The organism is Actinoplanes sp. NPDC048988, assembly GCF_043197815.1.
Classification (GTDB): Bacteria; Actinomycetota; Actinomycetes; order Mycobacteriales; family Micromonosporaceae; genus Actinoplanes.
In genome coordinates, this window is the sequence record NZ_JBICTW010000002.1 from 230079 (window position 1) to 253173 (window position 23095).

The 23095-nt window shown below is 73.1% G+C and carries 23 protein-coding genes and 1 pseudogene; 13 read left to right on the forward strand and 11 right to left on the reverse strand.

Features of this window, described 5'->3' with window-relative positions; all coding sequences use genetic code 11:
* Positions 1–20 precede the first annotated feature (20 nt).
* From ACGFJ7_RS08075 to ACGFJ7_RS08095, 5 genes and pseudogenes are all read left to right on the forward strand, one after another.
* Positions 21–170 (forward strand): annotated as a pseudogene (locus ACGFJ7_RS08075) (hypothetical protein); the annotation flags it as partial.
* 3 nt (positions 171–173) lie between these two features.
* Positions 174–578: a 4'-phosphopantetheinyl transferase gene (locus ACGFJ7_RS08080; RefSeq protein ID WP_392641975.1), complete on the forward strand. Its 405-nt coding sequence runs from the start codon at positions 174–176 to the stop codon at positions 576–578.
* Positions 575–1537 carry a zinc-binding dehydrogenase gene (locus ACGFJ7_RS08085; RefSeq protein WP_360244251.1) on the forward strand — a complete coding sequence of 321 codons (963 nt, stop codon included), beginning with the start codon at positions 575–577 and terminating at the stop codon, positions 1535–1537. The genes ACGFJ7_RS08080 and ACGFJ7_RS08085 overlap by 4 nt, the downstream gene beginning before the upstream one ends.
* Positions 1538–1627: 90 nt before the next feature.
* Entirely contained in the window at positions 1628–1942 is a 315-nt protein-coding gene (locus ACGFJ7_RS08090; RefSeq protein ID WP_360244254.1) for a hypothetical protein, read from the forward strand.
* 96 nt (positions 1943–2038) lie between these two features.
* On the forward strand, positions 2039–2677 hold the full coding sequence (locus ACGFJ7_RS08095) for an SDR family oxidoreductase (protein ID WP_360244257.1): 639 nt from the start codon (positions 2039–2041) through the stop codon (positions 2675–2677).
* 1 nt (position 2678) lies between these two features.
* Here ACGFJ7_RS08095 and ACGFJ7_RS08100 read toward each other — a convergent pair whose 3' ends face one another.
* From ACGFJ7_RS08100 to ACGFJ7_RS08115, 4 genes are all read right to left on the reverse strand, one after another.
* The gene (locus ACGFJ7_RS08100) at positions 2679–4607 is read right to left on the reverse strand and encodes a hypothetical protein (protein ID WP_392641516.1); all 1929 of its coding nucleotides are present in this window, start codon (positions 4605–4607) and stop codon (positions 2679–2681) included.
* A 117-nt stretch (positions 4608–4724) separates the two neighbouring features.
* Positions 4725–5408: a zf-HC2 domain-containing protein gene (locus tag ACGFJ7_RS08105; protein ID WP_360244263.1), complete on the reverse strand. Its 684-nt coding sequence runs from the start codon at positions 5406–5408 to the stop codon at positions 4725–4727.
* Positions 5405–5830, reverse strand: a complete 426-nt coding sequence (locus tag ACGFJ7_RS08110) for a sigma factor-like helix-turn-helix DNA-binding protein (protein WP_392641519.1) — start codon at positions 5828–5830, stop codon at positions 5405–5407. Before ACGFJ7_RS08110 ends, ACGFJ7_RS08105 begins: the two co-directional genes overlap by 4 nt.
* Positions 5827–7545 (reverse strand): YncE family protein, encoded by a 1719-nt coding sequence (locus tag ACGFJ7_RS08115; protein WP_392641521.1) that lies wholly within the window; start codon positions 7543–7545, stop codon positions 5827–5829. Before ACGFJ7_RS08115 ends, ACGFJ7_RS08110 begins: the two co-directional genes overlap by 4 nt.
* A gap of 103 nt (positions 7546–7648) precedes the next feature.
* On the opposite strand from ACGFJ7_RS08115, the gene ACGFJ7_RS08120 reads away from it, so the two are divergent.
* Positions 7649–7933 carry a hypothetical protein gene (locus ACGFJ7_RS08120; RefSeq protein WP_392641523.1) on the forward strand — a complete coding sequence of 95 codons (285 nt, stop codon included), beginning with the start codon at positions 7649–7651 and terminating at the stop codon, positions 7931–7933.
* On the opposite strand, the gene ACGFJ7_RS08125 is transcribed toward ACGFJ7_RS08120, so the two are convergent.
* Positions 7930–8415, reverse strand: a complete 486-nt coding sequence (locus tag ACGFJ7_RS08125) for a TspO/MBR family protein (RefSeq protein WP_360244275.1) — start codon at positions 8413–8415, stop codon at positions 7930–7932. The genes ACGFJ7_RS08120 and ACGFJ7_RS08125 overlap by 4 nt on opposite strands.
* A 148-nt stretch (positions 8416–8563) precedes the next feature.
* Complete coding sequence (locus ACGFJ7_RS08130; RefSeq protein WP_392641525.1) at positions 8564–8746, reverse strand: hypothetical protein; 183 nt, start codon at positions 8744–8746, stop codon at positions 8564–8566.
* Here ACGFJ7_RS08130 and ACGFJ7_RS08135 point away from each other — a divergent pair.
* From ACGFJ7_RS08135 to ACGFJ7_RS08160, 6 genes are read left to right on the forward strand one after another with little or no spacing between them, the layout of a single operon-like run.
* Positions 8736–9347 carry a S1C family serine protease gene (locus ACGFJ7_RS08135; protein ID WP_392641527.1) on the forward strand — a complete coding sequence of 204 codons (612 nt, stop codon included), beginning with the start codon at positions 8736–8738 and terminating at the stop codon, positions 9345–9347. The two genes, ACGFJ7_RS08130 and ACGFJ7_RS08135, sit on opposite strands and share 11 nt — an antisense overlap.
* Positions 9348–9362: 15 nt before the next feature.
* Positions 9363–10364: a MoxR family ATPase gene (locus ACGFJ7_RS08140; RefSeq protein ID WP_360244281.1), complete on the forward strand. Its 1002-nt coding sequence runs from the start codon at positions 9363–9365 to the stop codon at positions 10362–10364.
* Positions 10365–10367: 3 nt separating this feature from the next.
* The gene (locus ACGFJ7_RS08145; protein WP_392641529.1) at positions 10368–11249 is read left to right on the forward strand and encodes a DUF58 domain-containing protein; all 882 of its coding nucleotides are present in this window, start codon (positions 10368–10370) and stop codon (positions 11247–11249) included.
* The gene (locus tag ACGFJ7_RS08150; RefSeq protein ID WP_392641531.1) at positions 11246–12214 is read left to right on the forward strand and encodes a VWA domain-containing protein; all 969 of its coding nucleotides are present in this window, start codon (positions 11246–11248) and stop codon (positions 12212–12214) included. The genes ACGFJ7_RS08145 and ACGFJ7_RS08150 overlap by 4 nt, the downstream gene beginning before the upstream one ends.
* Positions 12214–13269 (forward strand): VWA domain-containing protein, encoded by a 1056-nt coding sequence (locus ACGFJ7_RS08155; protein WP_392641533.1) that lies wholly within the window; start codon positions 12214–12216, stop codon positions 13267–13269. Before ACGFJ7_RS08150 ends, ACGFJ7_RS08155 begins: the two co-directional genes overlap by 1 nt.
* Positions 13270–13319: 50 nt before the next feature.
* Positions 13320–15566, forward strand: a complete 2247-nt coding sequence (locus ACGFJ7_RS08160; RefSeq protein WP_392641535.1) for a putative bifunctional diguanylate cyclase/phosphodiesterase — start codon at positions 13320–13322, stop codon at positions 15564–15566.
* Between the two features lie 152 nt (positions 15567–15718).
* Here ACGFJ7_RS08160 and ACGFJ7_RS08165 read toward each other — a convergent pair whose 3' ends face one another.
* Positions 15719–16510 carry a metalloregulator ArsR/SmtB family transcription factor gene (locus ACGFJ7_RS08165; protein ID WP_360244296.1) on the reverse strand — a complete coding sequence of 264 codons (792 nt, stop codon included), beginning with the start codon at positions 16508–16510 and terminating at the stop codon, positions 15719–15721.
* 33 nt (positions 16511–16543) lie between these two features.
* Complete coding sequence (locus ACGFJ7_RS08170) at positions 16544–17401, reverse strand: NAD(P)H-binding protein (protein WP_360244299.1); 858 nt, start codon at positions 17399–17401, stop codon at positions 16544–16546.
* Positions 17402–17471: 70 nt separating this feature from the next.
* Between ACGFJ7_RS08170 and ACGFJ7_RS08175 the strand changes: the two genes are divergently transcribed.
* The gene (locus ACGFJ7_RS08175) at positions 17472–18323 is read left to right on the forward strand and encodes a LysR family transcriptional regulator (RefSeq protein ID WP_360244302.1); all 852 of its coding nucleotides are present in this window, start codon (positions 17472–17474) and stop codon (positions 18321–18323) included.
* Here the strand turns inward: ACGFJ7_RS08175 and ACGFJ7_RS08180 are convergent.
* Genes ACGFJ7_RS08180 through ACGFJ7_RS08190 form a run of 3 tightly spaced genes read right to left on the reverse strand, consistent with a single transcriptional unit; the run spans position 18309 to position 23095 of the window.
* Positions 18309–19613, reverse strand: a complete 1305-nt coding sequence (locus ACGFJ7_RS08180; RefSeq protein ID WP_360244305.1) for an FtsX-like permease family protein — start codon at positions 19611–19613, stop codon at positions 18309–18311. The genes ACGFJ7_RS08175 and ACGFJ7_RS08180 overlap by 15 nt on opposite strands.
* The gene (locus ACGFJ7_RS08185) at positions 19614–20318 is read right to left on the reverse strand and encodes an ABC transporter ATP-binding protein (RefSeq protein ID WP_360244308.1); all 705 of its coding nucleotides are present in this window, start codon (positions 20316–20318) and stop codon (positions 19614–19616) included.
* Positions 20315–23095 (reverse strand): LuxR C-terminal-related transcriptional regulator, encoded by a 2781-nt coding sequence (locus ACGFJ7_RS08190; RefSeq protein ID WP_392641538.1) that lies wholly within the window; start codon positions 23093–23095, stop codon positions 20315–20317. Before ACGFJ7_RS08190 ends, ACGFJ7_RS08185 begins: the two co-directional genes overlap by 4 nt.

Here is a 23095-nt window from a genome sequence, read left to right on the forward strand (position 1 = left end):
GCGGCCTCTCCCGGTCCCGTGTGGTTCAACACGGGCGCCCGGGGCCCCGGGGGGGGGGCGGCCGCTCCGACCCCCCGGCCCGCGGCCGCCCCGGGGGGGCGCGCCCACGGCTCGGCTTCCCGCCGGCGCCCATCCTGACCGGCCCGCGACGGCAGCCGCTGTGGCCGGCCGGGGTGGTCGGCAGCATCACGCACTGCGCCGGCTACCGGGCGGCGGCGGTGGCCCGGGCCGGTGACATCGCGTCGGTGGGCATCGACGGCGAGCCGCACGCGGCGCTGCCACCCGAAGTCGTTCCGGGCGTCACGCTGCCCGCCGAACGCGAGATGCTGGCCGGGCTCGGCGGCGACCTCCACTGGGACCGGCTGCTGTTCAGCGCCAAGGAGTCCATCTACAAGGCGTGGTTCCCGCTGACCGAGCGCTGGCTCGGCTTCGACGAGTGCGTCCTGACCATCGACCCGGCCGCGCGGACGTTCACCGGCCGGCCGCTCGTCGACTCCCCGCTCCCCGAGTTCCACGGCCGCTTCACGGTCGAGCACGACCTGGTCCTGACCGCGGTGACGGTAGGGTCGCGGCCGTGATCGCGGTGCAGTGCTCGCGTTTCGGCGGGCCCGAAGTCCTGGAACTGGCCGACGTGGCCGAGCCGGTGGCCGGCGCGGGGCAGCTGCTGGTCGAGGTCAGCGCGGCCGGGCTGAACTTCGCCGACACCGGCCGGATCGCCGGGAGCTACCAGCCCACGCCCGCGCTGCCGTTCGTGCCGGGAACCGAGGTGATCGGGCGCACCGGCGACGGCCGGCGGGTCATGGCGACCACATTCGACGGTGGCGGCTTCGCCGAGCGCGCGGTCGTGGCCGCGGCCGACGCCGTCGACGTGCCCGACGGGGTCGGTGACGCCGAGGCACTGGCGCTGCTGGTGCAGGGCCTGACCGCCTGGCACGTGCTGCGCAACAGCGCCCGCCTCGCGCCCGGCGAGACCGTCGTCGTCAACGCCGCGGCCGGCGGGGTCGGTTCGCTCGCCGTCCAGCTCGCCCGGCACTTCGGCGCCGGCCGCGTCATCGGCACGGCCTCCACCCAGGCCAAACGCGATCTGGTGGTCGCGCTGGCAGCGGACGTCGCGGTTCCTTCAGACGCTTGCGGGTACGCCGAGAGGGTCGTCGAAGCCAACGGCGGCCGCCCCGTGGACGTCGTGCTCGACTCGGTCGGCGGCCGGGTGTTCAGCGCCGGGCTCGACGCGCTCGGGAACTTCGGCCGGCTCGTGACCTTCGGCAACGCGTCACGGGAGGGCCGCCCGCCGGTCGACCCGGGCGTGCTGGCCGACCGGAACCTGGCGGTCGCCGGCTTCTGGCTGCGGCCGGCGCTGACCGTGCCCGGCGCCTACCGCGAGCCGCTGGCCGAGATGCTCGGCCTCGTGGCGGCCGGCCGGCTCCGGCCGCTCGTCGAGGCCACCTATCCGATGACCGACGTGCGCCGGGCCGTCGACGACCTGCTCGCCCGCCGCACCACCGGCAAGATCACGGTGAGGCCGCCCGGCGGGCGTTGACGAGCCGGGCCGGCCGCCCTCGGGACGGGCTGATCCGGCGCTCCACCCGCCGTCGCGTTTTGCGCTGGTCTGTCGGGGAATTCCGACGTCATGCAGCCGAACAGTCCGACCGAACCCCTTCCCATCGCCCGGGTGAACGTGGGCATGACCGTCGTCGACGCGACCGGCGACGAGGTCGGCTCCGTGACCGCCGTCCAGATGCCGGGCACCGACGTACGGCCCGACACGGTGGCCGGAGTAGCCGAGAGCCTGGTCGCCACGGGCTACCTGCGTATCGACGGCACCGGCCTGCTCTCCAACGACGTGTACGCGGGCGGCGACCAGATCGCCGACAGCGTCGAGGGCGAGCCGGCCGTGGTCAACCTGCGCGTGCCGCGCGACGAACTCCACCGCGCGGCGAGCTGAGCCGCCTCGGCGGCGCCTACGCGCTCCAGGGCGGCGCGCTCCCCCTGGATCGTTCGACGACGTCGCCGAGGCCCTACCGCGGGTACCGTGTCAGGAATGCGCGTTCTTGTGGTGGGTGGGCACGGAAAGGTGGCGCGGCTTCTGCTGCCGCTGCTCGACGAGGCGACTGCGGTCTTCCGGAACGCCGAACACACGGCCGAGGTGGCCGCGACCGGCGCGGAACCGGTGGTCTTCGACATGGAACAGGCGAGCGTCGAGGAGATGGCGGCCCTGTTCGAGGGCCACGACGCGATCGTCTGGTCGGCCGGGGCCGGCGGCGGAAACCCGGAGCGGACGTACGCGGTGGACCGCGACGCGGCGATCCGGTCGATGGACGCGGCGACCCGCGGCGGGGTGAACCGCTATGTGATGGTGTCGTACTTCGGGGCGGGCCCCGAGCACGGGGTGCCGCCGGAGAACGGCTTCTACGCCTACGCCGAGGCGAAGGCGGCGGCCGACGCCCACCTGCGCGAGTCGAAGCTGAACTGGACGATCCTGGGGCCGAGCGCGCTGACCGACGCCCCCGGAACGGGCCGCATCGAGACGGCCGAGCAGGGCTCCACGTCGGGTTCGGTGTCCCGCGCCGACGTGGCGGCGGTGGTGGCCGAGGTGCTGGGCGAGCCGTCCACCTACGGGCGCACCATCAACTTCAACAACGGCGCGACCCCGATTCCCGAGGCCGTACGCCTTCTGTAACTCACCACTCCCCATCAACCGCCGGATCACTCCACCACCGCGGATCGGTCCGCGGCGCCGGCCCAGTCCGATCCTCATCCAGCTTCGCAACGGTCGTGGCCGGCTGCGCGCCGGGCCGGCCGTGGGCCGGCGGCTCGGTGGCCCGGCTGTGGGACAGCGGCTCGACGGGCCGGCTGTGGGCCGGCGGCGCGGCGGGCGTGGCCTGGTACGGCGGCATGGTGGGCCGGCTCTGGTAGGGCGGCACCATCGCCTCGGCGCGGACTGCCGGCGCGGGCTGGCCCTGATACGGCGGGACGAGGGGCCGGGCCTGGTAGGGCGGCACCATCGCCTCGCCACGAACCGTCGGCGCGGGCCCGCCCTGGTAGGGCGACACGATCATCTCGGCATGGGCGGTCGGCGCGGGCCCACCCTGGTACGGCGGCACCACCGTCTCATCATGGGCGGTCGGCGCGGGCTCTTCTTGATACGGCGACACGGCAGGCCCTGCCTGATACGGCGGAACCATCGCCTCGGCCCGAACCGACCGAGCGGGGCCACCCTGATACGGCGGCACCATCGCCTCAGCCTGGGCCGGCCGCGCGGAGCCGCCCTGGTACGGCGGCACCATCGCCTCAGCCTGGGCCGGCCGCGCGGAACCACCCTGATACGGCGGCACCGACGCCTGGGCGTGAGCCGTTGCCGTGGGGAGAGCGGAGAAGTGCGGGTAGCCGGACTCCGGATGGCCGGACTCCATATAGGCGGGCTGCGGATAGTCGGACTGCGCATGCTGGGCCTGGCCGTACTGAGGCTGGCCGTGCTGGGGCTGCCAGTACTGAGGCTGGCCGTACTGAGGCTGGCCGTACTGAGGCTGGGCGTAGTGGGGCTGCGGGTGCTGGTAGCGGGACTGGGGGTAAGCGGGGACGGCCGCGGCGGAGGGGACGGCGGCGGCTCGGTAGGCCGGTTCGATGGGGTGAGCGCGGTTGGGCGGGCGCCAGATCGGCGGGGCGCCCCACCAGATGACCTTTTCGCCCAGGGGGCGTACCCAGGCCGGGATCTCGGGGGCGGGCAGCGCCGCCCGGACCCGCTGGGCCAGGGCCGGCTGGGCGCTCTCCTCCGGCTTGGCCGTGACGTGGGTGGCCGGGGCCGTTGCCAGCACCACGGCCGCCGTGACCGTGGCGACGCCCGCGATGACGGCGGGGAGCAGCCACCCCTCGCGGACGGTGTCGCCCAGGAACGCCATCGCCACCACCGAGGGGGCGCAGACCTCGGCCGTCCAGTGGATGGCCGTGACCGGGCCCACGTCGCCGTGCTGGAGGGCGTGCGCGTAGAGCATCATGCCGGTGGCCGCGAACGTCAGCAGGGCCAGTGTGAGCGGTTCGGTGACGATCGCCAGGGCCGTCTGGCCGGCGCTCAGGCCCTCGGGGACCGGCAGGGAGCGGCCGATCAGGGCGGCGCCGCCCAGTGACAGGCCGGCGAAGGCGGCGATCAGGCCGCCGGGGGCCTGCACCTTGGCCGCGCCCCAGCCGACCAGCACCATCACCATCGCGGCGGCGCAGAGCGCGAAGCGCAGTTCGTCGCTGGTGTGCACGTCGTCCTGCGGGCCGGCCGACAGGGCCAGGAAGCTCAGCGAGGCGATCGTGACGACGACCGCCGCCGCGTCGCGTTTGCGCAGGCGGCAGTCGAGGGCGAAGCGGGCCACGAGGACGGTGATGGCGAGCGAGCCGGCCAGGATGGATTCGACGACGTACACGGCCAGCTCGCGCAGGGCGATCATGGCGCCGATCCAGGCCAGGATGTCGAAGAGAAGGCCCAGCATGTAGAGCGGGTGGGCCATGGTGCGGACCGTGCCGACGCTGCGGCGGGCGCCGACGGCCTGGAGGATGGAGGCGGTCGCGTAGCAGAGGGATCCGAACACGGTGATGCCGAGAGCGAACCACCCTGCTGTGGTCATCCGAACCACCCCCGCCAGAAGGTGACGCTATCGAGAAAGTGACGCTACGCGACCGTCCAATTACGCTCTGATGATATGCGTCCAACTAGACAAGCGCGATAGCTGGGCCAAGACCAACTACAGGTCAACCTCGACCAAGGGCCGGCCCGCGTACGTCTCGACCTCCACCGACGCCACGTCGGCCGGAGCGATCAGGGCGCTGCCCTCGACGCTGGTCTCCGGCTCCGACACGAGCCAGCTGCCGGCGAGTTGCCGGGCCCCGTCCTGGCCGACGACATAGAGACGGCACTGCTCACCAGCGGGGACGCCGCCGACGGAGGCGCTGAGCCGCACCCAGCCGGCCGCGGGCCGGACGGTGACGTTCATGCTGACCCCGGTCGCGGCGTTGGTCGCGGCGCCGGAGACCGGCGGGGCGGCGGAGGCGGGCGCCGGCGACTGGGTGGCCGCCACGGCCGCGGGCGCGGTGCTGCGGCCGGCCCAGGCCCCGCCGCCGAGCGCGGCCACCGCGACCAGCGCGGCGGCGAGGGTCCACACGAGACGGCGGCCTTTGTCGCGGCGGTCGCCCTCCGCCCGTACCTCCGCAAGCGTCCGTTGCAGCAGCGCATCGCCGCCCTGGGGTGGCCCGTCGAGGAAGGCCTCGGGCGGCACCTCGCCCAGCAGTTCCTCCGTGGCCCGCAGCTCGGCCACCTCGCGCCGGCAGTCCGCGCAGCTCTCGACGTGCGCGTGGACCGCCGCCCACTCGTCGTCGTCGAGGACGCCGAGGGCGTACGCGCCGAGCTGATCGGTCTCGTGCCCGGTCACGCGGTCACCCCGCGCAGCCGGCGCAGCGCCTGGTAGCCGCGCACCTTGACCGTCTCGGCGGGCACACCGAGCGTGGCCGCCGCCTCCTTGAGGTCGCGGCCCTGGAAGTAGAGCGCGTTCAGCACCTCGCGCTCCTCGGCGGGAAGGGCCTCGACGGCCCGCAGCATCGCGATCGACCCGGTGGCGGGCACGACGGCCTGGGGGCGCGTGCGGAGACGGGCCACGGCCAGATCTCGTACGGCCTCGAAAAGCTCCGCCCTGGTGTCGGTGAAAGCGGCACGCACCAGCGTCTCCTGAACGACCTCGGCCCCCTGGGTGTGGTCGCCGAGCAGCCTCGACGCGTACGCCAGGAGGGCGGCGCCGTGCTCGGTGAAGAGCCGCCGCACAAGCACTTCGCCGGCGGCACGGTCGCGCCGGCTCACTCCCCCACCCGCAGCACCGTGATGGTGTGGTCCTTGCCGTTGGAGACGTACGCGAAGCGGCCGTCGGGGGCGACCGTGATGCTGCGCGGGCTGCCGCCGACCTTGACCGTGGCGGTCGCCACGCCGGTGGTCGTGTTCAGCACGGAGACCGTGTTGTCACCCTCGTTCACCACGTACGCGTGCCGGCCGTCGGCCGAGACGCCGACGCTCTGCGGCTCGCGGCCCACCTGGTACGGCCCGCTGCGCCGCAGCGTGTTGGCGTCGATGAGGTCGGCGGTGTTCGCCTCGTAGCCGGCCACCAGCACCACCCGGCCGTCCGGGGAGACGGCGATGCTGTGCGGTGCGCGGCTGACCGGAATGGTGGTGACCAGCTTGTTCGTCCGCATGTCGATGACCGAGACCAGGTTGGACTCGTGGTTGGCCGAGAACGCGCGGCCCAGGTCGGCCGAGAAGCCGACCGCGTGCGGGTTGGGCGGCAGAGTGATGTTGCCGGTGCGCTCCAGGCTGCCGGCCTTGAAGACCTCGACCCGGCCCTCGCTGTGGATCGGCACCCACAGGTTGCCGTCGGGGCCGACCGACAGGGTGTACGGCTGCAGGCCCGTCTGGAGGTAACGCACGACCTTCTTGGTACGCGCGTCGACCACCGCCACGCCGCTGCCGGTGCGCTTGTCGTTCTCGTACATCGAGACGAAGACGAGGCGGCCGTCGCGGGAGGTGGTGGCGAACCGGGGGTTGTTCCGCAGGGTCACCGAGGTCACCTTGCGGCTCGGCACGTCCATGATCGAGAGAACGTGCGAGTTCTGGTTGGCCACGTAGACCGTGCGGCTGTCGGGCGAGATGGCCAGGCCCTCGGGTTCGGTGCCGACCCGGACGGTGCCGGCGACAGTGGGCGCGGCCAGGCTCTTCACCCGCGCGCCGAGCGGCACCCGGGTGACCTGCGGCGCGAGCGAACCGGCGGGGCCGATCTCCTCGTTGGCCTCCGGCGCGGTCGGCTCGGCGGCCACGTTCCGGCCCGGTGAGGTGTCGTTGAGCAGGGCCATGGCGACACCGGCGCCGCCGAGGACGACCAGCGTGGTGAGAATCGCGACCAACACCGTCGTGCCGATCTGGCGGCGCGGGGGCGGTGGCGGCGGGGGCAGCACTGTCACCCGGGCCGGGCCGTAGCCGCCGTAGCCGGACACCCCGTCGTACGTCCGCAGGCCGCCGGCCTCGGCCGGCACCCGCTCGAGGGGAACCGTGGCCGCGACCTGACCGGTGACGCGGACCTCGGCCCAGCCGGCCGGGCCGCGCACGGTCACCGAGCCGTCGAGCCAGTCGGACCGGGGCAGCCACATGATCCGCAGCTGGCGGTCGGTGAGCATCGCCCGCAGGCCGGGACCGGAGACGGTCACGGTGGCGCCGGCGACCGCGAGCGGCGGCCCCTCGACCCGGACGTCGGCCACCAGGCGCGGCGTCTCGGCCGCGACCACACCGAAGTCGACCCGCTCGGGGTCGAGACGCACGGCCGTCTGCTCCAGGGCGGTGGCCGCGGCGGCGGAGACGCTGCGGCTGTCGTCGTCCATCATCCGCTGCAGGGCCAGCCGGGCGGCGGAGGCGGTCTCGAGGTCGGCGCCCCAGGCGAGCCGGGCCAGAGTCTCCACGCCGGACAGCCTGGTCTCCCGGATCGGGCTCCCGATCTCGGCCAGTGCACTCGGTGGCAACTGATCTTCACTCATAGTGTCCCCGCGATCATCATGCTGTGACGATGGCGCCTTTTGGAAGACACGGAGCGAAGTTGGCACCTGTTTCGATATCCGTCGCGGCCGCTGAGATCCGCCGGTGGCTCTCACCGTCGCTTCTCTGACCGGCCACATCGAGCGCGATCTCGACGCCGATCTGGCCCGCTTCCTCCCCTCCCCGGACGGCATCGTCGAGCTCGAGGAGGAGGTCATCGAGGCCGGCACCCGGTTCGCCGACCTCGGCGTCTTCGTCTGGCACATGGTCCGCTACCGGGCCGTCCGCAACGGCACCCTGTCCCGGGACGAGGTCGAGGCCGACTTCCGCGCCCTGGCCCAGGACGGCGCGGTAGCCGGGGGCGTGGGGCTGCTCGCCTCGATGCGCTAGTTGAGTTGCCAGATGGCCAGGTTGAGGGCGCTGGCGTACGTCACCCAGGCCCAATACGGGAGCAGGAGCAGGGCGGCGCCCCGGTGGACCTTCCAGAAGGTGACTACCGTGGCGCCGATCAGGAGCCACAGGACGGCGATGTCGGCGAAGGCCAGGCCGTACTGGCCGGCGCCGAAGAACAGCGGGGTCCAGATCGCATTGAGCACCAGCTGGGCGGTGTAGAGCCAGAGCGGCCGGGTGAAGCCCGCCCGCTGCCAGACCAGCCAGCCGGCCAGGGCGATCATCACGTAGAGCACCGTCCAGACCGGGCCGAACAGCCACGACGGCGGGGCCCAGGCGGGCTGCTGCAAGCTGTTGTACTCGGTGGACGTGCCGGCGACGCCCAGGCCGCCGATGGCGGCGGCGACGAAGACGGCGAACCCGAAGACGAGCAGGGCGATCCAGCGGTGGGTGGCGCGCGGGCTTCGGGCGGCGTACGTCATAAGACCGGAATGCCCGCGTCCCGGCAGGTGAAACGCCTTAGGAAAAGCGGCGCAAGCTCTTAGCGGATTTTGAGAATCCGCTCTTAGAGTCGAGGGATGCTCACTGTTGCGGGTGCGACGTGATGGAAGTCCTGCCGCCCGGCACTGATCAGACGCCGCGGGAAACGCCGAAGCCGCGACGTTCGACGGGGCGCAGAGTTCTGGTCGGCGCGGTCGCGGTCTGGGCCGTGGCGATCACCGCGGTCGTGCTCTTCCGGTCCTCTCCGGAGCCCGCCGCGACGCCCCGGCCGTCCGCGTCGCCGTCGGCCTCTCCGGGGCCGTTGACAGTCACCGAGGTCTATCAGGCGCTGCGTCCCTCGGTCGTGCTGATCAAGGCCAGCGGCGGCGGCGAGGGCGCCGACAGCGGCACCGGATTCATCATCAACGCGGACGGCACGATCCTCACCGCTCACCACGTGATCGAGGGCGCCAAGAACATCCAGATCTCGTACGCCGACGGCAGCGAGACGACCGCACAGGTCGCGAGCTCGAGCCCCGCGCAGGACATCGCCACCCTCACCCCGGCCAAGCTGCCCGAGACGGTGGTGCCGGCGGTGCTCGGCGGCGGCTCGGCGGTCGGCGACGACGTGGTGGCCATCGGCAACCCGCTCGGCCTGACCGCGACCACCACCAGCGGCGTCGTCTCCGGCCTCGAGCGCACGCTCGCCCGCGACCGGGGCGGCGACATCGCCGGGCTCATCCAGTTCGATGCCGCGGTCAACCCGGGCAGCTCGGGCGGCCCGCTGATCAACACGCAGGGCCAGGTCGTCGGCGTCGTGGTGGCGCTGGCCAACCCGACGGACGCCGGCACCTTCATCGGCATCGGCTTCGCCGTGCCCATCGGGGCCGCTCTCGGCGGCGGCGAGGGCGACGGACAGGCACCGCCCCTCTGAGAAAAAGGACGGACTATGAGCCCCTACAACTGGACCGACGCTCCGGCGGCCTCGGCCGGGCCGATCGAGAAGGTGCTCTACGAGGTCAAGAAGACCATCGTGGGGCAGGACGTCCTGCTCGAACGGCTCATCGTGGCCCTGCTCGCACGCGGGCACATTCTGGTCGAGGGCGTGCCCGGTCTGGCCAAGACGCTGGCCGTGAAATCGCTCGCGGAGGCGATCGGCGGCGAGTTCCACCGGGTGCAGTTCACGCCCGACCTGGTGCCGGCCGACATCGTCGGCACCCGCGTCTACCACCAGCCGACCGGCGAGTTCCAGGTGCAGCTCGGCCCGGTCTTCACCAACCTGCTGCTGGCCGACGAGATCAACCGGGCGCCGGCCAAGGTGCAGTCGGCGCTGCTCGAGGTCATGCAGGAACGCCAGGTCACGATCGGCCGCGAGACCCACAAGGTGCCCCACCCGTTCCTGGTCATGGCCACCCAGAACCCGATCGAGACCGAGGGCACCTATCCGCTGCCCGAGGCCCAGGTCGACCGCTTCATGATGAAGGTGCTGGTCGGCTACCCGAGCCCGACCGAGGAGTTCGTGGTGGTCGAGCGGGCGCTGACCAAGGCCGCGGTCATCCAGAAGATCATCGACCCCGACACGCTGGTCGAGCTTCAAGAGCAGACCGACCGGGTGTACGTCGACCCGTCCCTCATCGAGTTCGCGGTGAACCTGGCCCACGCGAGCCGGGACCCGGCCCGGATCGGCCTGACCGACCTGGCCCGGTACGTGACCTTCGGGGCCAGCCCTCGGTCGTCGATCAGCCTGGTCCTCGCGGCGCGGGCGCTGGCCTTCGTCCGGGGGCGCGAGTACGTCGTACCGGAAGATCTGACCGACCTTGCCCTCGATGTCATGCGACACCGCATGGTGCTGTCTTACGAGGCGCTGTCGGATGAGGTCACGCCCGATCTGATCCTGTCGAAGATCCTGGCCAACGTGGCGATCCCGGAGCCCGCCGGGCGAGGCCGCTGACGCATGACCACCCCTTCGGACAGGTTGCTGCGGCGCCTGGAGTGGCGGCTCGGCCGCCGCCTCGACGGGCGGCTGCAGGGCGCGTACCGCACGGTGTGGCACGGCACCGGCATCGACTTCACCGACCTGCGCGCCTACACCGCCGAGGACGACGTCCGCCACATCGACTGGAACGTCACGGCGCGGCTCGACGAGCCGTACATCAGGCAGTACACCGAGGACCGCGAGCTGACCGCCTGGCTGGTGGTGGACCGGTCGGCCTCGATGCGCTTCGGCCGCGGCGAGGGCAAGGAGTCCGTCGCCGCCGAACTGGCGGTCGCGCTGGCCCGGCTCGTTTCCCAGGGTGGGAACCGGGTCGGTGCGATCCTGTTCGACAACGACTCGCACCAGGTGATCCCACCGCGGCCCGGCCGTGATCAGATCTTGCGGATCATGAGAGCCCTGCTGGCTCCTGCACCGAAATCCTCGGCTATTACGGATTTGTCTGAAATGTTTCGGATGGCGGCGGCCACCACCTCCCGGCGCCGGAGCCTGGTGTTCGTGATGTCGGACTTCATCGGCGAACCCGGCTGGGACCGGTCGCTGGCGATGCTGACCCACCGGCACGAGGTGGTCGTGATCAGGGTGGTCGACCCGTCGGAACTGGATCTGCCGGACGTGGGCGTGATCCTGGTCGAGGACGCCGAGACCGGCGAGCAACTGCTCGTCGACACGAGCGATCCGCTGCTGCGCGGGCGCCTGGCCGAGCAGGTCGGTGCTCGCGAGGACGCGGTGGCCGAGGGCATGCGCAAGGCGGGGGTGGCGGCGCACCGGGTCACCACCGACCAGGACATGCTGGCCGCGCTCGTCGAGATGGTCCGCACGTCCGGACGGGGGCGCCGGTGAGCTTCCTCCATCCCCTGCTGTTGATCGTCGCCCTGGTCGTCACGGCGGCGGCGGTCCACGGCTACCTCTGGCTTCAACGGCGCCGCAGCTCGGCGCTGGCCGCGGCGGGCTTCGCGTCGCTGATGTCCCGCGGGTCCGCGGTGCGCCGCCACCTCCCGTACGGCCTGATCCTCCTGGCCCTGCCGGTCCTGCTGGTGGGACTGGCCCGGCCGCAGGCCGAGCTGACTGTGCCGCGCGTGTCCGGGACCGTCCTGCTCGCCTTCGACGTCTCGAACAGCATGCGGGCGACCGACGTCAGCCCGTCGCGGCTGGCGGCGGCACAGCAGGCGGCCACGGAGTTCGTCGAGGACCAGCCGGACACGGTCGACGTGGGTGTGCTCGTCTTCGGTGAGCAGGCCCTGCTCACCCAGGCGCCGACCGACGACCACGGCGCGGCGGTGTCCGCCATCGGGCGGCTCTCGGCCAGTGGCGGCACGTCGCTCGGGCAGGCGATCCTGGTCGGGCTCGGCACGATCACCGGCAAGCCGGTCGCCCTGCCCGAGGACGGCGCGCCGGCGCCCGAGCTCGGCTACTGGCCGTCGGCGACGATCGTGGTCTTCTCGGACGGGCAGGAGACGGGCGGCCCCGACGTCGAGGCGGCGGCCGAGTTGGCGGCCGCGGCCGGGGTACGCGTCCAGACCGTCGGCGTGGGCACGGCCCGGGGCGCGACCGTCGAAGTCGACGGCTATCAGTTGGGCACCCAGCTCGACGAGCGGACCCTCACCACGATCTCGCAGGTCACCGGCGGCGCCTACCACCCGGCGGGCGACGCCGCGGCGGTGTCCGACACGACGAAATCGATCGACCTGCGGCTGACCGCCAAGAAGGAGCCGGTCGAGCTGACCGCGCCGTTCGCCGGCGCCGCCCTGCTGCTGCTCATGCTCGGCGCGCTGCTGGGCACCCGCTGGCACGGAAGGATCGTCTGATGTCGTTCAGCTGGCCGTGGGCGCTGCTCGCGCTGCTGACCGTGCCGCTGCTGCTGGCGGCCCGCTGGTGGCTGAACCGGCGCCGCAAGCGCACCGCCGTCACCGTCTCCAGCGTCGCGGTGATCCGGGCCGCGCTTCCCGGGCGGACGTCCTGGAAGCGCCGCATCCCGGTCTGGCTCTTCCTGGCCGGTTTCCTGCCGCTGGCCGTCGGCCTGGCCCGCCCGCAGGCGACCGTGTCGGTGCCGTCCAACAGCACCTCGATCCTGCTGGCCATCGACGTCTCCGGCTCGATGTGCTCGACCGACGTGGAACCCAACCGGTTCACCGTGGCGACCGACGCGGCGCGCGAGTTCATCAAGGCCCAGCAGGACGGCACCCGGATCGGGCTGGTCGCCTTCTCGGGCATCGCGGGCCTGCTGGTCGCGCCGACCACCGACAAGGACTCCCTGCTCGACGCGATCGGCACCCTGCGCACGGCCCGTGGCACGGCGATCGGCCAGGCCATTCTGACCTCGATCGACGCCATCGCCGAGACGAACCCGAACGTGGCCAAGACGGGCGCCGACCTGCCACCGTCGGAGAACACCGGCGACTACGAGCCGGACACCATCGTGGTGCTGACGGACGGCTCGAACACGACCGGCGTCGACCCGGTGACGGCAGCCGAGCAGGCGGCGGCGCGCAAAGTACGCGTCTACACGATCGGCTTCGGTACGACCACGCCCGCCCCGATGGTCTGCACGGCCGACCAGATCGGCGGCGACTCCCCCTTCGGCGGCGGCCGGTTCGGCGGCGGCGGCCGGGGTACCGGCCGCAATCAGGAGATCGACGAGGACGCCCTGACCCAGGTCGCGGACGTGACCGGCGCCAAGTACTTCCGGGCCGAGGACGCGGATCAACTGGTGGACGTGCTGACCGACCTGCCGCGCGAATTCAACCTGCGCGAGCAGAAGGTCGAGGCGACGGTCTGGTTCGTGCTGGCCGGCGCCGTGCTGGTCTTCGCCGGGGTGGGGCTTTCGCTCTGGTGGAACCGGGCACCCCGGCCGAAGGAATAGAGACTCCAGCCGAGTGCTCACCTCGGCCCCGGGCCTGTCGATGAACAGGCGTGCCCGACCGTCCGCCCCTCTTCGCCGATCGCGCGTTCCAGGCCGTCACGGCATTGCTGATCGTCAATGTCGCCGCGTTTCTGGTCCAGGAGGGCACCGGACCGCTGTGGCCGGCGCCGGTGAACTGGCTCCTGGTGATCGCGGTCATCGTTCCGGCCCTCGTGCTGTGCCGGCGGGTGCAGACCGATCCGGGCTCCGCCCCGGTGGTGCGCCGCTACTGGCGCACGGTCGAGGTCGGCATCTCCCTCTTCGTCGGCGTCACCGGGTTGCGCGTTCTCGCCGAAGCCGGCGTGGCCGGCTGGCTGCTGCCGGCTTCGGTGGTCCTGCACATTCTGGGCGGCGTCGTGCTGACCTGGCCGCTGATCGGCCTGCCGTTCAGCGCCCGCGACCGCACCCGCATGGTCGGCGTCTGGCTCGATCTGGGCATGCTGTCGGCCGCCGCCGGGCTGCTGGTCTGGCACTTCGCCGCGTCCGCCCTGTTCGCCGACGGCCGGGTCACCGTGCCCCGGGTCCTCGCCGCGGCCACCATCATGGGCGCCGGCCTGAACGGCGTCTACCTGGCGGCCAAGGTGGTGCTGGCCGGTGTCGACTCGTTCGCCCGGCGCGGGCTGTACTGGATCGGCGCGTCGGCCTTGATCGGTGGGCTCGGCTCGGCGATCAGCTTCCTCCATCCGCACCAGCCCGACGGCAACCTGCTGCTCCTGGTGCTGCCGTTCGCGGCGTTCGCCGCCGCCACCGGCGCCCGGACGCAGGTGGTGGACACCGCGGCCGGCGCCCGGTCCCGGCGGGCCCCGCGCGGCTACAGCCTGATGCCGTACCTGGCCGTCGCGGCGGTCGACGCCCTGGTCCTGCTGCACAACGTCCGCGGCACCGGGGACGGGTTGCTGATCGACGGCGTCGCGGTCACACTGACCGCGCTGGTGGTCGTCCGCCAGCTGATCGCCTTCCGGCAGAACGACGCCCTGCTGGCCCGGATCGGTTACGAGGCCTCGCACGACATGCTGACCGGCCTGGCCAACCGGGCGCTGTTCGGCGAACGGGTCACCGCCGCGGTGACCCGTTCCGGCCCGGACGAGCCGTTCAGCGTCGTGCTGATCGACCTCGACGACTTCAAGACCGTCAACGACACCCTCGGGCACGCCACCGGCGACGCGCTGCTGGTGCACGTGGCCGAGCGGATGCGGGCCAACGTCCGGCCGGTCGACACGGTCGCCCGGCTCGGCGGCGACGAGTTCGCCATCCTCTTCGAGGGCGCCGCGGGCAAGGACGTGGAGCGGATGCTCGTGCGGATCGCGGCCGCCCTGCTCGAGCCGGCCCTCGTCGACGGCCGGCCGCTGACCGCGCGTGCCAGCTTCGGCGTGGCCGACGGCCACCGCGGCGACGACGCCGGTGACCTGCTGCGCCGGGCCGACATCGCGATGTACGAGGCGAAGGGCCGGGGCGAGGGCGGATACGAGCGGTACCGGCCGGAGATGGAGACGCGCGGCGCCGAACGCAGCCGCCAGGCCGCCGCGCTGCGCACGGCCATCACCGAGGACCAGCTGGCCGTGTACTTCCAGCCGGTGGTGACGCTGCCGGACGGCCGGATCACCGGCGCCGAGGCGCTGGTCCGCTGGCAGCACCCGGTCGAGGGCCTGCTCGGGCCGGGCGCCTTCATCGACACCGCCGAGGAGACCGGCCTGATCGTCCCGCTCGGCGTCTGGGTGCTGCGTGCCGCCACGCGCGAGGCGGCGACCTGGCCCGGCGAGCCGACGGTGTCGGTGAACGTGTCGGCCCGGCAGCTCCGCGAGGACGGATTCCCGGCCGTGGTGGCGGCGGCGCTGCGCGACAGCGGTCTCCCGGCCCACCGGCTGACCGTGGAGATCACCGAGTCGGTGGCGGTCGGCGGCGGCGCGACCACCGAGAACCTTCAGGGCCTGCGGGACCTGGGCGTACGGCTGTCGCTGGACGACTTCGGCACCGGCGCGTCCACGCTCAGCCTGCTCGCCAGCTGCCCGGTCGACCAGATCAAGCTGGACCGCTCCTTCGTGCCGGACGGCGGCTCGGACGCGATCGCCGACGCCGTGGCCCAGATGGCCCGGGCGTTCGGGTTGCAGACGGTGGCCGAGGGCGTAGAGACCGCGGAGCAGGCGGCCCTGATGACCCGGCTCGGCTACGAACGCGCCCAGGGCTTCCACTTCGCCCGCCCGATGAGCGCGGCCGACCTGCGCGGCCGCCTCGGCGCGGCGACCGCCCTCAGCTCATGAACGTGGCGAGGCCGTCGGTGCCGGCTGCCCGAGGAGTCCGGCCAGGTGGGCGCCGCGCGCCAGTGCGGATCACCCGCACCACCACGGTCACGGTCCGCCACCGGGTGGGCCTGAAGTCGGTGCACCGCTTCGTCTTCCGCGACTGGCAGCGCTCAGGCCGCCGGCTCGGGTAGCGGACGGCCGGTCTCCAGCAGCGTCTTGAGGCTGGAGAGCAGTGCCGGCCAGCCCTGGCTGATCATCGTGCGCAGGGTGCTGTCCGGGTCGAAGCGATCGTGGGTCACGGTCAGCTTGACCGTGTCGCCGGCGGGCTCGAGGTCGAAGGTGACGCGGGAGCGCTGCTCGTCGCGCAGCTTGGCCAAAAGGTCATCGGCGACACCGGCGGCGGCCGCCCACTCGGGGGTGAAGGTGTGCCAGGTGTACGAGAGCCGGCGGCCGGGATCGGACTCCAGCACCACCTGCTCGGCGTCGAGGATGGTGTTGCCGTTCTCGGTCCAGGTCATGGTGGCGCCGGGCTTCCACCCGGACTCGAAGGTCACCCCCCAGTAGCGGGCGGTGAACGCCGGATCGGTCAGGGCCCGCCACAGGCGATCGGGCGTGGTCTTGACGTAGGTGGTGTAGACGAACGGCTCCACCGTGGTGTCCTCCTCGAGCGCGGTCTTGAGAGTGGCCAGGGCGAGGACGCGATCCCGGTCGTAGCGGCTGATCCAGCGCTCGGTGATCGCGTGGATCGGCTCGGCGTTCAGGAAGTGCAGCTTTTCGCGCCCTCGCCGCATCGTGGTGACGAGGTTGGCCGCCTCGAGCACGGCGAGGTGTTTGCTGACCGACTGCCGGGCCATGGCGAGGCCGGCACACAGCTCGCGCAGGGTCTGACCGTCGTGCTCCTCGAGGCTGTCGAGCAGGCGGCGCCGGCTGGCGTCGGCGAGCGCCTTGAACACGTCATCCACGAGCCCCACAATAGGCAGCCTATTGGCTGCATATCAAGCGAGGTTGTCGAGGCACCACTGGCGGAACGTGGTGGGGGTGCGCGGGGTCGCCGGGGCGACCGCGTCGAGGCCGTTGTTCTTGGCCAGGGCCATGTCGAGGTAGGCCTGGGCGACGGCTTCGGAACTGCCGAAGCGCCGCATGTTCGCCTTGAAGACGTCGGGTGGGGTCTGCTCGTAGCGGACCGGGCGGCCGAGCACGTCCGAGATGACGGCGGCGATCTCGGTCCAGGTCAGGTCCTCGGGGCCGATCACCGGGACCTCCTCGAAGCCTGTCCAGGTGTTGTCGAGCAGCAGGCCGGTGGCCACGGCGGCGATGTCGCGGGTGGCTACGGCCGGCAGGGGCAGGCCGGGGACGTACGGGCCGTGCAGGATGCCCTGGTCTTTGATGGTGGCGGCCTGCCGGCGGACGTTGTCCATGAAGGACGGCATGGTCAGGGCCCGGTAGGGCACGCCGGTGGCGGCGATCAGGTCGTCCAGGGCCAGCGTACCGGTGACGTGGCCGGCCCGGGCGGCGGCCGGGGTGCCGCGGCCCAGGGCGGAGACGCCGACGACGCGGCCGGCTTTGGCCAGCGACGGGAGCACGGGGCGGGTGAAGCCGGAGTAGGCGTCGTCGATGGTGGCGGCGTGCGGGTCGGCCGCCACGAGCCAGAACACCGCGTCGGCGCCTTCCAGGGCGGCGGCGGCCACGGCCGGGTCGCCGTGGGAGCCCTGGACGACGTCGGCACGCTCGGCGACGCCGGGGGCGAGGCGGGCCGGGTCGCGGGCGACGACGCGTACGGGAACATCGGTCTTGAGCAGGTTCTCGACGACCTGGGCACCGATCTGGCCGGTGGGTGCGGTAACAACGATCATGACTATGAGTGAACGCCGGGCGGGCGGAAAGGGGAAAGACCGATCGCGTCCGTATTGATACCGTGGCGGTATGAGTGACCTGGAGACGCGGCAGCTGCGGTACTTCGTGGCGGTGGCCGAGGAGCGGCACTTCGGGCGGGCCGCCGAGCGGCTCGGCATGGCGCAGCCGCCGCTGTCGCGGGCCATCCGGGAGCTGGAACGGCAGCTCGGGGTGCAACTGCTGGTCCGTACGACACGGCAGGTGGCGCTGACCGAGGCCGGCGAGACACTGCTCGCGGACGCCCGGGTGGCGCTGGACGCGGTGGCGGCGGCCCAGCGCCGGGCGCGGCGGGCCGGGCAGCCGGCGCGGACCCTGCGGCTGGCCATGAAGGCCGACTACGACGCGGGGCTGCTGCCGCGGATCCTCGACGCGTACGACGTCATGCCGGTGGAGCTGGAGCTGGGCGGGCGCGGCGAACAGGTGCCGGCGCTGCACGACGGGCGGGCCGACGTGGCGCTGCTGCCGGCGCCGTTCGACGAGCGCGGGCTGGACACCGAGACGCTGCTGACCGGTCCGAGCGTGGTGGCCGTGGCCGCGGCCGACCCCCTCGCCGCCCGCACCTCGGTGCGTCTCGCCGACCTGCGGGGCAAGAGGCTGCCGGACGGGACGGACGCGGCCGAGGGCCGGATGGCGGCCGGCGTACGGAAGTTCGACCTGTCCCAGATCTTCAACCTGGTCGAGGTGAGCGGCGTGGTCTGGTTCCTGCCGGAGTGGGTGGCCCGCCGCTTCCCCCGGCCGAACACGGCCTTCCGCCCGGTCGAGGACCTCGACCCGGTGGACCTGAAAGTGGCCTGGCCGGCCGGGTCACGCTCGCTGGAGGTGGCGGCGTTCGTCCGGGTCGCCCGCGAGGTCGCGCAGACGCCCGCCCTACTCGGGGGCTAGAACGCTCGGGACCTCGTGGCGCAGAGCGACGGCGGTCGGCAGGACGGTGGCCAGCAGGACGAGGATGAGACTGCCCAGGGCCACGGTCAGGGCCGGCACCGCGCCGAAGGACGGGGCGCCGCCGACAGCCCAGGCGCCGGCCAGGGCCGTGGCCAGCACCGAGACGCCGCCCAGGATCAGGGCCGTGCCGACGTAGATGACCGCCTCCCAGGCGGCCGCGGTCAGGACCGTGCCGGGGGTACCGCCGGCCGCGACGATCAGGGCGAACTCACGCTCGCGGCGGCGGCTCGACATGAAGACCGTGGCCACCGCGCCCAGGACCGCCAGCAGCAGCGGGCCGCCCAGCAGCAGGACCACCGCCCCGGTGCCCAGGTCGGACTGGCCGCCACTGGCCGTGTCGTTGGCCGAGTAGAGGCCGCCGGCCAGGGCGATGGCCACGGTGAGCGGGCTGATCGTGGCCGTGCTGCGGCCGACGTTGAACGCCGTGCTGTTGCGGGCCAGGTACCAGGGGCCCGCGAACGGCAGCAGCGACGTCCAGGCGCGGACCAGCCGGGCCAGGAAGAGCGGGCCGAACGCGGCCAGCGCGCCGGCCACCAGCGGGGCGATCAGCATGAGGGGCTCGGCGATGGTGTCGCGGCCGGTGCCGGGCAGCGAGGCCAGGATGGCCAGGATGATGCCGGCCGTGGCCACGCCGCCGATCCAGCGGCCCACCGTCATCCGGCGGTCCGGCGGCTCGGTCTCGCGCAGCGACCGGATCGGCGGGGTGCGCGAGGCGCGGCCGGCGCTGCGGGAACCGCCGATGGTCAGGACCACCACCACGAAGAACACGACGGGGACGGCCGCGGCGACGCTGAACCGCGGGTGCAGCGCCGCCAGCTCCGGTGAGCTCGTGAAGACGTACCCGTAAAGCGGTTTCAAGAAGGGGATCGCGACCAGGCAGCCGAGCACCGCGCCGAGCAGGGAGACGATCAGCAGTTGGCTCGTCACGACCGTGCGGACGAGCGCCGGCCGGATACCGACCAGCTGCCACAGCGCGTACCCCCGCTGTTGCAGCGTGACCGTCAGTCCCGCGACCGAGCCGACCACGATCAGCGCGGTGACGATGGTGAAGGCGGCCACGGTGCCGCTGATGCCGTACAGCGCCAGGGCGTCGTTGCCGCCCACCGAGAGCGCCGTGTCGATCTCGCTGGCGACGACCGAGCCGACCACTGCCGCCGCCGCGGCGATGACGAAGGTGCCCAGCCAGACCCGGACGTTGGCGACCAGGTCGCTGAGGATCAGCTTGAGCACTCAGGACTCCCCGAGGGCGGCGAAGATCTCGGCCGTGGACGGGCGGAGAAGCGACCGGTGGACGAGGCCGTCGCGCAGTACGACGACCCGGTCGGCCCGGGCCGCGGCGGAGAGGTCGTGCGTCACCATCACCACCGAGCGGCCGTCGGTCGGCACCTTCGCCAGCAGGTCGAGCACCTGGGTGCCGGACGAGGTGTCGAGGGCCCCGGTGGGCTCGTCGGCGAAGACCACGTCCGGGCGTACGGCAAGCACCCGGGCGATCGCCACCCGCTGCTGCTGACCTCCGGAGAGGGCGGACGGCCGGTAGGCCGCCCTCTCGGCCAGGCCCACGTCGGCCAGCGCCTGGTCGACGTCGGTGGCGGAGATCTTCCGGCCGGCCAGGCGGGCCGGCAGCGCCACGTTCTCCCGCGCGGTGAGGGAGGGGATCAGGTTGTACGACTGGAAGACGAACCCGACGTGGTCGCGGCGCAGGGCGGCCAGGGCGCCGCGCCGCATCCCGCCCAGCTCGTGCCCGAGGATGCGCACCGAGCCGGAGGTGGCCGGCTCGAGCCCGGACATGCAGTAGAGCAGCGTCGACTTGCCGGACCCGCTCGGCCCGACCACGGCCAGGAACTCCCCGGGCTCCACGCCGAGGCTGACGCCGCGCAGCACCGGGGTGCCGTCGAACTCTTTCGTGAGGCCGTCGACCTCTACTGATGCCATCATCCCGCCAGAAGGGTGCCGAGTTCCCGGCGTCCGCTAACGCCGAGTTTGGGGTACGCGTTGTACAGGTGCGTGCCGACCGTACGTGGGGATACCCGCAGTTGGGCCGCGATCTCCCTGTTACGAAGGCCACGTGCGGCCAACTGGACGATCTGCCGCTGCTGCGGGCTGAGCCGGCTCAGTGGATCGCCGGCCGCCGGCTCGGAGTCGGCGCCCTCGCCGGCCGCCGCCAGCTCGGTCCGCACGATCTCGGCGTGCGGGCCCGAACCCATCGCCTCCAGCACCCCCAGCGCGGCCGTGAGCTGGACCCGGGCCTCGAGCGGGCGGCGCTTGCGGCGCAGCCAGGCGCCGAAGTGCAGCCGGGCCAGGGCCCGCTCGAACGCCCAGATCTCCCCCGCCGGGTCGTCGACCGCGCGCCGGAAGTGCTCCTCGGTGCGCTCGTCGTCGGTGAGCGCGGCCCGGGCGTGGTCGGCCAGCAGCCGCATCCGGGCCCGGCCAGGCAGCGGATGACCGGCCAGCAGCGCCAGAGCCTCCTCCTGGCGTCCCGCGTGCGGGGCCATCACGGACAGCCCGAGCAGCGCGTAGGCGCCACCGTCGGGGTGGAAGCGCCCCGCGTCGAAGAGCACCTGGAAGTGCCGGTAGGCCAGGGCGAAATCGCCTTCGGCCATGGCCGCGTTGCCCGCCGCCACCTCCAGGAAGTAGCGCAGGCGGCGGTTCTGCTGCAGGTCGATGCCGTTCCAGGCGGACTCGGCGAGTTCCCGCGACCGGGTGGCGTCACCGAACAGGGCCGCCATCACCGACTCCTGGAGGGAGATCTCCCACTCCAGCAGGGGCAGGTCGGCGGTCGCGCACAGACGCCGGCCCTCGGCCAGCACCTCGGACACCTCCCGCCAGCGTCCCTGATCGCCCAGGTTGGTGGCGTAGGGCTGCCGGGCCTCGACCACGCCGGCCGGATCGCCGTGGCCCAGCACGGTTCGCAGGGCGCCGGCGCGGAGGCTGGTGGCGGTGGCGAGGTCACCGGCGGCGTCGGCCAGATAGGCCAGGAGGGTGGCCTCGGTGGGATCCTCGGGCGCGGTCAGATCTTCAGAGCCGATTGACATGTACGGGTCGGCCGCCGCGTCAACCGCAAGGCGCAGCAACCGCTCGTCCCCGTCGTCGCTGGGCAGGGCATCGGCGAGCCCGGCCAGGCTGGTGACGACGGCCCGGTGCTCGGGAAGCCCCGACAGGCGGCTGATGTGCGCGGCCGAGACGGCCATCAGCATCGCGTCCCGCCGGGTGCGGGGCGGATGCCGGCGGCAGCTGTCGGCGAGCAGGTCCATGGCCGGGCGCTGGCGGCCCCGCCGGGACAGGGCCAGGGCCACCGACCGCGCGGTGCCCGCCGCGAGGGCGGCGCCGTCGTCGACGGCGGCCATGGCGGCGTGCAGGTCGAGCACCCAGGTGGTCTGGCCGATGGCGCTCGCCGCCTCGATGGCCGCCGCATAACGGCGACAGGCGTCGGCCGGCTCCGGCGAAAGCTCGGCCGCGCGCTGCCACGCCGCCGGATTCCGCGTGACGCCACCCTCACCGCTTTCTCCCGCGCCGTCTTCCCCTGCGCCGCCTTCCCTTGCGCCGCCCTCACCTGCGTCGCTTTCCCTCGCGGCGGCCTTTCCCGTAGCGGCCTCTCCAGTGGCGGCTTTTTCCAGGGCGGCTTTTTCCAGGGCGGCGGCTATGGCCTCGTCGGGGCCGGTGGCTTCGGCGGCGCGGTGCAGGGCGTGGGCGAGTGAGCCCGGCGGAAGGACCGCTGTGAAGCGGCGGTGGAGTTCGGCGCGCTCGGCGGCCGGGCAGGCGCAGTAGGCGGCGATGCCGGCCAGCGGGTCGGCCAGGCGCAGCGTGGCGCCGTACCGTTCGAGCAGGCCCAGGTCGAGGGCCAGGCGAACGTCCGCATCGGACACCTGAGCGGCGGCCAGCACCTGGGTCAGGCTCTCGTCGGCGACGCGGGCGCTGACCTGGCGGACCAGCCGCAGCGCGCCCGGTGACAGCTGGGTCAGGTCGGCCGCGTAGCGCTCGCGGATCGGCAGGACACGGCCCAGCTGCGGATGCAGCACCTCGTCGCTCGTCGCGCCGGCGAAGGCCGCGGCCAGGTCGAGGATCGCCCGCGGGTTGCCCCGGGCCCAGCGCAGGATCTCCAGGCGGCCCCGGCCGCGCGGGACGTCCGGTTGACGGTTGAGCAGTTCGGCCGCGGCGACCGGGGACAGCGGTTCCAGGGGCAGCACGGCGACGCCGGCCGACCGGATGCCGGCCGCGTGCCGAGCCCGTACCCCGAGAAGGAAGACCACCGGATGCCGGGACACCGCCGCGATCAGGTCGCGCAGCACGCCGGCCGAGAGCCGGTCGAGCAGGTGCAGATCGTCCACGACGACGAGCACCGGCTGCTGCTGCGCGGCCGCGGTGAGCAGGGCCCGGGCTCCGGCCCCGAGAACCGCGGCGGCGGTGGACCGCAACGTGACGGCGGCCCGGGCGGCCGCCTGCTCCTGATCGGACAGTGTGGTCACCAAAGTCCGCAACGGCTGCATGAGCTGGTGCAGTCCGAGCCCGTCGAGGTCCTGCTCGTCGCGGTGCCCGGTGGCCCGCAGCACCCGGAAACCGCGACGGGCGGCCCGGCCCGCGGCCTCGGCCAGCAGGCTGGTGGTGCCCCGGCCCCGGCTCGCGGTGACCGCGATCGCCGCACTGTCGCGCCGCCCCGGGTCGAGCAGCGCGCCGAGCGTCCGTAACTCGTTCTCTCTCCCGGCCAGCTCCGTCAC